Origin of the sequence: Catenulispora pinisilvae (assembly GCF_015356865.1) — a bacterium.
GTDB classification, from domain to species: domain Bacteria; phylum Actinomycetota; class Actinomycetes; order Streptomycetales; family Catenulisporaceae; genus Catenulispora; species Catenulispora pinisilvae.
In genome coordinates this window covers 1-9,087 of record NZ_JAAFZA010000336.1, presented here as the reverse complement: position 1 = coordinate 9,087, position 9,087 = coordinate 1, and the positions used below count along the sequence as shown (strand labels likewise).

General features: G+C 67.3%; 6 protein-coding genes. 2 read left to right on the top strand and 4 right to left on the bottom strand.

Translation table 11 applies throughout. The features are described from left to right. Positions 1–247 precede the first annotated feature (247 nt). The 4 genes from IZR01_RS45605 to IZR01_RS45590 all read right to left on the bottom strand — a co-directional run bounded on the left by IZR01_RS45605 (position 248) and on the right by IZR01_RS45590 (position 4,805). On the bottom strand, positions 248–826 hold the full coding sequence (locus IZR01_RS45605) for a hypothetical protein (RefSeq protein WP_194898936.1): 579 nt from the start codon (positions 824–826) through the stop codon (positions 248–250). 8 nt (positions 827–834) lie between these two features. After that, complete coding sequence (locus tag IZR01_RS45600) at positions 835–3,270, bottom strand: ricin-type beta-trefoil lectin domain protein (RefSeq protein WP_194898935.1); 2,436 nt, start codon at positions 3,268–3,270, stop codon at positions 835–837. 135 nt (positions 3,271–3,405) lie between these two features. Continuing rightward, positions 3,406–4,575, bottom strand: coding sequence for a winged helix DNA-binding domain-containing protein (locus IZR01_RS45595; protein WP_194927468.1), 1,170 nt, complete (start codon positions 4,573–4,575; stop codon positions 3,406–3,408). Beyond that, on the bottom strand, positions 4,572–4,805 hold the full coding sequence (locus IZR01_RS45590) for an SCO4848 family membrane protein (protein WP_194898933.1): 234 nt from the start codon (positions 4,803–4,805) through the stop codon (positions 4,572–4,574). Before IZR01_RS45590 ends, IZR01_RS45595 begins: the two co-directional genes overlap by 4 nt. A gap of 111 nt (positions 4,806–4,916) precedes the next feature. Here IZR01_RS45590 and dnaE point away from each other — a divergent pair, with 111 nt between their 5' ends. Together dnaE and IZR01_RS45580 are read left to right on the top strand one after the other, a co-directional pair. Further along, positions 4,917–8,486: a DNA polymerase III subunit alpha gene (dnaE, locus tag IZR01_RS45585; protein WP_194927467.1), complete on the top strand. Its 3,570-nt coding sequence runs from the start codon at positions 4,917–4,919 to the stop codon at positions 8,484–8,486. Between the two features lie 2 nt (positions 8,487–8,488). Then, the coding region (locus tag IZR01_RS45580; protein ID WP_194927466.1) for a nitroreductase family protein at positions 8,489–9,087 on the top strand (599 nt) is incomplete at its 3' end.

Here is a 9,087-nt window from a genome sequence, read left to right as displayed (position 1 = left end):
ACCATAACCGAAGGCCGTAAAAAGCTTCTAAAACCCACAATCTAACCGCAACCCGACCCGCAAACCCCAGTCCCAGTCCCAGTCCCAGCCCCAGCCCAAAAACACCCGAACCCCGAACAGCCCATGGGAGCCTAGGAACTGACAGGAACTGAGCAGCGCGACCACGCAAAGCAGCGCAGCAACTGCGCCGCCTCGCCAGACCGGCCGACCGGCCGACCGGCCACCAACCCACCAACCCACCAACACCCTAAAGCGCCGCCTCCATCACCTTCGCCATCTGCGTCTGCGCGATCTGCTCGCACTGCGCCTTCCGCTGAGCCGACGACGCCGACGTCGTCTTCGGCATCGGCACGGTCAACATCACCGCGGCGTTGCGCTTCACCTGCTCGACCGTGCACGTGATGCCGGCGTAGTCCGCCGAGCCATAGGCGACGTTCGCGTTGAGCCGCGTGAGATTGTTGTGGCTGAACAAGTCGTTCGCGCGCCAGGTGCCGTCGTGGACCTGCTTGTCCGGGTACTTCTCCGTCGTCAGCACGCTCATGTTGCTCGCCCCGAACAAGTCGACTTCGACAGAGGTCTGATCGTCGAAGCTCTCGCAGCGGATGTTGCTGTAGGCCGGGTGCAGTCCGTGGATATCGGCGGCATCCGTCACGTTCTGGCCGACCTTGAGAGCCGGCTTGCCGGCCACCGCCGCCGAGAGCTTGTCGCACCCCGGCAAGGACTTGTAGTCGCCTGCCTTGTCACGGTTCAGATAGAGCGCCGTCGTCGTCCCGGCGGCAGCCAGGACGACGACGGCACCGATGATCCCCCATGTCTTTCCGCTCATTCACCGGATTATGGCATCGTCCATTGCTGGTTGGCCCCGTCGTTGCAGTCCCAGATCTCCAGCTGGGTGAAATTTGCGGTGTTGGATTGCGGGTCGTCCAGGCATTTGCCGGAAGACGCGCTCACCAATTCGCCGTTCGCCTGCGGGGTCCACACTTGGTTCTGGCCGGCGTTGCAGTCCCACAGCTCCACCAGGGTGCCGTTGGTGGAGTTGTTGCCGGTGACGTCCAGGCACTTGCCGCTGGCGCCGTTGAGCTGCAAGTAGCCGTTGGCGTAGTACCAGGTCTGGGCCGGGCTGGTGTTGCAGTCGTACATCTCGACCGGGTTGCCGTCGGCCTGCGAGTCGTACCTGTCGTCCAGGCACTTGCCGGCCTCGGCCGACGGGACCGCGCCCTGGTGCAGGATCTGGGTCGAGCCCGGGGTGACGGAGAAGTCCGAGAACTCGTCCGTCTGGTAGCCGGTGACGCCCAGACCGGCCTGGCCGTTGGTGAAGCTGCTGTCGGTGGCGCTGCCGATCACGGTGCCGTCGACGGAAGCGGTCAGGGTCGAGCCGTCCAGCTGGAACGCCACCTTGTGCCATTTGTTCAGGCCCAGTCCGGAGATGGTCCCGCTGGCCAGGGTCGTGAAGTTCCACGAGGTGTCGCTCTTCACGATCGACCAGGCACCGGAGTCGCTGACCCGCAGGTGGTAGGCGTTCAGGCCGTTGTTGTTCGTGCCCTGGATGTTCGCCCGGCCGATCAGCTCCACGCTGCCGGACTGTTCGAACAGTGTGTCGGCCTGGACCGTGTAGTTCGACCAGGTCTGGTCGCCGACCAGGGTGTAGGGCGCGTCGTAGGACTCGCCGGTCCAGCGGATCGGCTCGTAGCCGGCCATCTGGCGCAGGCAGGTCCCGGCGCGGCCGGCGTCGCAGGGAGCGGTCTGGAAGGCGCCGTTCATGTCCGAGAAGTAGAGCGGCGAGGTGGTGGTGGCCGGGGTGTTGAAGTCGTTCGTGTAGGGCAGCGGCATGGTCGAGGGGGCCGGCGGCGTCGTGACGCCCTTGCCCTGACCGGTGGTCGTGCTGAAGGTGTAGACGTAGCCGGGCTGCAGGGTCGTCGAGTAGGACCCGCCGGACGGTGTGAGGTCCGAGCTGTGCACGAACCAGTCCGAGGAGCTGCCGGACTTCACGTTCGTCTGCCAGACGTGCACGGTCCCGTTCGACAGACCGCCGGTGACGTTGACCGTCACGTTCTGCGCGGCCGTGGCGTCCATGGTCTCCACGACGGTGCTGTAGTCGCTGCCGTTCGGCGACTTCAGCGAGACGTAACTACCGTTGGACCGGTCGCCGCCGAGGTAGCCGCTGCCGGAGTCCAGGTACTGCCAACCGGGCTCGGTGAACTGCGAGGTCTGCGCCATCACCCAGGTGGTCTGGCCGATGTAGTAGTTGCCGGACCACGGCTGGTTGGCGATCCCCAGGCCCTGGTCGGCGTAGTGCAGGTTCGGGTAGATCGCGGAGATCAACGGCCAGTTGATGTACGCGGTCATCTTGCCGTCGATGTAGTCCCGGTTCAGCGCGCGGGCGATGCTCGGCGCGCCGAAGGTGGAACTGCCGTCGGTCGACTCCGAGCCGTTCTCACTGGCCCACAACGGCTTGTTCAGGTTCAGCGCGTTCTGCGTGCTGTCGCACGAGGTGAAGGCACTGCCGTAGCCGCAGGGGTAGTGGACGCCGACGATGTCCACGGAGTTGTTGAAGTTCGAGTCCGTGGTCATGGCGTCCGCGACGTCCCAGCCGCTGTCGGCCCCGACCACCTTGGTGGCGCCGTAGCCGTGCGCGACCAGCGCGCTCTTGAGGTTCTCGTAGAAGGTGGCGTTGTAGCCCCGCTCGTTCCAGCCGCCGAGGTAGTCGACGTTCAGGTGGTGCTGGGCCGCGCAGCCGAACCAGTCCATCAGGTAGTTGACGGTGTCGGTGGACCAGAACCCGCCGTTGATCCAGCCCGGGGCACCCCAGGCCAGGCCGTAGATCTTGATGTTGGGGTTACGGGCCTTGGCCTGCTCGGCGAGCCACCACTCGTAGCCCTCGTTGCAGTCGACGACCCCGCGGCTGTGCTCGTGCGAGGCCTCGGCGCCGTCGGTGGAGTTGGTGTCGCCGCCGATCTCGATCTTCAGGATCTGGAGCGAGGCGCCGTATCCGGGCTTGAACAGGTAGTCCAGGATCTCGCTGCGCTGCGGCTCGGGATAGTCCACGAGCAGCCGCGAGTTGCCGCCGCCGCCGCTGATCGCGCCGAGGCCGTCGAAGGTGCGCCCGGAGGCGTTGCCGTCGACGGTGATCGTGGTGTCGGTGGCGGTGGCGGACTTGCCCGCCTTGGCCGCCTGCGCCGTCGGGGAGGTGACGGCCAGGCCGGTCAGGACACTGAGAAGGAGGGTGAGGACCGTGGCGAGCGCGGTGCGTCGTCTAGCTGTGGGTGGCATAGCACGCTCCAACAAATTCGACTACGAATGAACGTCATCGATCGCAATCGCACAGGCTAGGCGCACCCTCACCCAACGTCAACAGGCTCCTTACAGTCTGTTGGCGAAACAACATATTCACGACGCCGGGCGGTATCAGCCCTCTGTGAGCTCCCGCTCCATTGGCGTCCGGAAACGCGGCGTCACGCGGTGCTCCCCCAGAATCCGCTGCCACCGCTCGGCCTCAGCGGCGATGAGCTTGTCCGCCGCGCCGCCCACATCCCGCAACATCCCCGTCACCACGGTTCCGTCCGGCCGCTGGGCCCAGCCCCCGACGACCTCGCCGTTCCACCAGACCGTCGGCCCGACGTTCCCCGCACGGTCGAACAACCGCGGCCGGATCCCGTCGGCGAGGTACCACGTGCGCGCCTGCCACCCCATCGCTGTCGGGTCGAGCCCGGGCAGCAACGCGGCCCACGGCTCCGTCGCCTCCACGCCATCCAGATCGTCGGGCAGGACCCAAGCCGGCGCGTCGTCCGACTCGACCTTCACCGCCACCGCCCCGATCGCCTTCAGGGCCTTGCGGGCATCGGTGACCTTCCACCCGGTCCACCACTTCAGATCGGCCTCGGTGGCCGGTCCGAAGGCCCGCAGCCAGCGCCGGGCCAACTCGGCCTGCGCATCGGCCACCGGGATGTCCGCGTGCCCCGCGCCCGGCTCCCACCGATGCTGGCTCGACAGCCACGATCCGACCGGCCGGCCGCGCACCACCGCGCCGTCGAAGCCGAGCACCCGCAGCACCCGGCCCGAGGCCGGCTGCCAGGTCTCCCACTTGGTGCCCTTGCCGTACAGGACCTGATCCCGAAGCCCCGGCACGGTCTTGCCCAGTTCCGCCCCGGTCACCGAACCACGCCGCCGCACTTCGGCGACCGTCTCGGCCTCGACGCGTTCCAGCCACGCCGTGTCCAGTCCGGCGTCCGCCGCGTTCTTCAGCAGCAGCCCGCGTTCCTTGACCCACATCTCACGGGTCGTGGAGGCCTGCACCACCGACGCCAACTGCGCCGGGACCACGAACAGGGTCTGGCGCATGCCGTGCATGCGGACCAGGGTCCGGTCGTCGTAGAGCGCGCGCTCGACCTGCGCGGTCTGCGGCGCGGCCAACCGCGCCAGCGCCGAGAGGTAGACCGTGGCCGCGTCCGTGGCGTGCAGCGCGACCAGGGCGTCGGCCACCGCCTCGGCGGACGGCGCACGCAGTCCCGGGGCCAACAGATGTCGCGTCGCCAGCCGGGCCCGGCGTTCGCGGTCGGTCACCACACGAGAAGTCACGCGTTCATCTTGCGCAGCCCCCGCACCGAGCGCCACCCGATCACCCCGATCGACACCCCGGCCACGACGGACACGGCCACCAGCACCGCGTGCACCAGGAAGAACGACGTGGGCCCGTTGTCCCACGACCTTTTGTCGTCCCAGATGGCCTCCATGAACCGCGGCCAGATGATCACCGACCACACTCCGAAGCCGACCAGGAACCACGACGCGACACGCCCGAGTCTCACTTGCACTCCTTACCTGCGGCGGGCCGGAAACCCACCCCGATGCGAACCTTGGATCTAGTAAATCTCGTAGACTTCTCGGGCCGCGCCCGCCCCACCCGCAGGAGGATCCCTGTGTCCGATTCCTTCGTCCACCTGCACGTTCACACCGAGTATTCAATGCTCGACGGTGCGGCACGGCTGAAGGACATGTTCAAACACGCCGCCGAGTTGGGCATGCCCGCGGTGGCGATGACGGACCACGGGAACATGCACGGCGCGGCCGACTTCACCAAGCAGGCGACGGCCGCCGGGATCAAGCCGATCCTCGGGATCGAGGCGTACGTGGCCCCGGAGTCGCGCTACAACCAGAAGCCGATCCGCTGGGGCCAGCCGCACCAGAAGAAGGATGACGTCTCCGGTGGCGGCCTCTACGGTCACGCCACGATCTGGGCCAAGGACGTCACCGGCCTGCAGAACCTCACCAAGCTCTCCTCGCGCGCCTTCACCGAGGGCTTCGCCCGCAAGTACCCGCGCATGGACGCCGAGCTGATGGCCCAGCACTCCGCCGGACTGATGGCCACCACCGGCTGCCCCTCGGGCTTCGTGCAGACCCGGCTGCGCCTGGAGCAGTTCGACGAGGCCTACGCCGCCGCCGCGCAGTACCAAGAGATCTTCGGCAAGGAGAATTTCTATCTAGAGCTGATGGACCACGGGCTCGACATCGAGACGAAGGTCCGCGAAGGTCTGCTGGAGATCGGCCGCAAGCTCAACATCCCGCCGGTGGTCACCAACGACTCGCACTACACCTACCAGCACGAATCCGCCGCGCACGACGCGCTGCTGTGCATCCAGACCGCCTCGAACATCGCCGACCCGGACCGCTTCCGGTTCGGCGGCGACGGCTACTACCTGAAGACCGCGGACGAGATGCGGGCGATCAGGACCGACGACATCTGGCAGGAGGGCTGCCGGAACACGTTGCTGATCGCCGACAAGGTCAACCCGGAGGGGATGTTCTCCTACCGGAACCTGATGCCGCGCCTGGATCCGCCGGACGGGATGAACGAGGACCAGTGGTTCCGCAAGCTCGCCTATGACGGCCTGAACAAGCGCTTCCCGGCCGGGGTGCCGGACGAGAAGGTCTACCACGACCGCCTGGAGTTCGAGCTCGGCATCATCTTGTCGATGGGCTTCCCGTCCTACTTCATCGTGGTCGCGGACTTCATCAACTGGGCCAAGGACAACGGCATCGCCGTCGGCCCGGGCCGCGGGTCGGCCGCGGGGTCGCTGGTGGCCTGGTCGCTCGGCATCACCGACGTCGACCCGATACCGTTCGACCTGCTCTTCGAGCGGTTCCTGAACCCGGACCGGGTCACCCCGCCGGACATCGACATCGACTTCGACGACCGGCGCCGCTCGGACGTGATCCGCTACGTCACCGAGAAGTACGGCGAGGACAAGGTCGCGATGATCGCCACCTTCGGCCGGATCAAGGCCAAGGCGGCGATCAAGGACTCCAGCCGGATCCTGGGCTACCCGTTCGCGATGGGCGACCGCATCACCAAGGCGCTGCCGCCGGACGTGATGGGCAAGTCGATGCCGCTGACCGGGGTGTTCGACAGCAACCACCCGCGCTACGGCGAGGCCGGCGAGATCCGCGGGATGTACGAGCAGGACGCGGACGTCAAGAAGGTCATCGACACCGGCCGCGGGGTCGAGGGCCTGATCCGGCAGCCCGGGGTGCACGCGGCCGGCGTCATCATCTCCCCGGAGACGATCACCGACCACGTGCCGGTCATGATGCGCCCGGCCGACGGCGTCATCATCACGCAGTTCGACTACCCGACCTGCGAGGAAATCGGCCTGATCAAGATGGACTTCCTCGGTCTGAGGAACCTGACGATCATCACCGACGCCCTGAACAACGTCGAGACCACGACCGGCCAGCGACTGAACACGCTGGAGTTCCCGCTCGACGACCCGCTGACGTATGAGCTGCTGTGCAAGGGCGACACCCTCGGCGTGTTCCAGCTCGACGGCGGCCCGCTGCGCTCGCTGCTGCGCCAGATGCGCCCGGACAACTTCGAAGACGTCTCGGCCATCATCGCCCTGTACCGGCCCGGGCCCATGGGTGCGAACTCGCACATCAACTACGCCGAGCGCAAGAACGCCCGGCAGCCGATCACCCCGATCCACCCGGAGCTGGAGGAGCCGCTCAAGGAGGTCCTGGGGGTCAGCTACGGCCTGATCATCTACCAGGAGCAGGTGATGGCGGCCGCGCGGGTGCTCGCCGGCTACTCCCTGGCCCAAGCGGACCTGCTGCGCCGGGCCATGGGCAAGAAGAAGAAGGAAGTCCTCGACAAGGAGTACGTGGGCTTCGAGAAGGGCATGGCCGACAACGGCTACTCGGCCCAGGCCACCAAGGCGGTGTGGGACGTCCTGGTCCCGTTCGCCGACTACGCGTTCAACAAGTCGCACTCGGTCGCCTACGGCTTCATCGCGTATCAGACCGCGTATCTCAAGGCCCACTATCCGGCCGAGTACATGGCCGCGCTGCTCACCTCGACGGCCGTGGACAAGGACCGCTCGGCGATCTACCTGGGCGAATGCCGCCGGATGGGCATCAAGGTCCTGCCGCCGGACGTCAACGACTCGCTGCACCAGTTCACCCCGGTCGGCACCGACATCCGCTTCGGCCTCGGCGCGATCCGCAACGTCGGGGAGAACGTGGTCTCCTCGATCATCGCCACCCGCAAGGCCAAGGGCCGCTTCACCTCCTTCAGCGACTTCCTGGCCAAGGTGGACCTGCCGGTCTGCAACAAGAGGACGATCGAATCGCTGATCAAGGCCGGCGCCTTCGACTCCCTGGGGCACTCCCGGCGCGGGCTGATCGAGCAGCACGAGCGCGCGATCGACTCGGTGGTGGACGTCAAGAAGCAGGAGGCGCTGGGCCAGGACTCGCTGTTCGGCTCGCTGCTGGACGGCGGCCAGGAGGCCATCACCGGCGGCGTGGAGATGACGTTCTCGGACATCGAGTGGGACAAGAAGGTCCTGCTCGGCTTCGAGCGCGAGATGCTGGGCCTGTACGTCTCGGACCACCCGCTGTCCGGCGTGGAGAACCTGCTCGCGTCCAAGGCCGACTGCTCGATCGCCTCGCTCACCGGCGACACCGAGCGCGCCGACGGCTCCATCGTCACCATCGCCGGTCTGGTCGCCGGGCTGGCCCGCAAGGTCACCAAGCAGGGCAACACCTGGGCCGCGGCCTCCGTCGAAGACCTCGAGGGCGGCATCGAGACGATGTTCTTCCCGCAGACCTACCAGCTGTACTCGACCCAACTGGCCGAGGACGCGGTGGTCGTGGTGAAGGGCCGGCTGGACAAGCGCGACGACGTGCCGAAGCTGATCGCGATGGAGGTCGCGCTGCTGGACATCTCGGCGGCCGGCAGCAGCGCCCCGGTGGTGCTGCACGTCTCGGAGTCCCGGGTGATCCCGGCGACCGTGGAGCGCCTCAAACGGATCCTGACCCGCCACCCGGGGACCACCCCGGTGCGCATGCACCTGAAGAGCCCCACCGACAAGGTGGTCCGCTACCAGCTCGGCGACAACCTGCGGGTCGCGAACTCGCCCGCGCTGAGCTCCGATCTCAAGGTCCTCCTGGGCGCCGGCTGCTTCGGCGCCGACCCCTCGCAAGCGGCGGAGTGAGCATGGAATTCCAGGATGTGATCCGCAAGCGGAAGATGGTCCGGGCGTTCACGACCGAGCCCATCGCCCCGGAGGTCGCCGAACGCCTGCTGCGCGCGGCCAACCGGGCGCCGTCCGCCGGCTTCTCGCAGGGCTACGCGATGCTCGTGCTGGAGTCGGCCGAGGACCGCGCGGCGTTCTGGAAGGCGATGGACCCCGCGGACGAGTACGCCGGCACGCCGCTGCGCAACGCTCCGCTGATCGTGATCCCCTGCTCCAACAAGGACATCTACCTCGACCGGTACGCCCGCTCGGACAAGGGCTGGACCGACCGGGACGAGGCGCGCTGGCCGGTGCCGTTCTGGCACATCGACACCGGCATGCTGACGATGCTGTTGCTGCTGGCGGTGGTCGAGGAGGGGCTCGGGGCGCTGTACTTCGGTATTCCGCCGGAGTCGATCGGCAACGTGCGCGGGGAGTTCGGGATTCCGGAGGAGTTCACACCGATCGGAGCGGTCGCGATCGGGCATCCGGATGAGGATCGGGACGCCAGGCAGAAGACGTCGCGGAAGACGATCACGCGGCGGGGGGTTGAGGACATTACGCATCGGGGGCGTTGGGG

What these genes read in the sequence shown, in the direction of transcription:
- IZR01_RS45605 (WP_194898936.1), bottom strand. Translation starts at nt 826, where the DNA reads ATGAGCGGAAAGACATGGGGGATCATCGGTGCCGTCGTCGTCCTGGCT.
- IZR01_RS45600 (WP_194898935.1), bottom strand. Translation starts at nt 3,270, where the DNA reads ATGCCACCCACAGCTAGACGACGCACCGCGCTCGCCACGGTCCTCACC.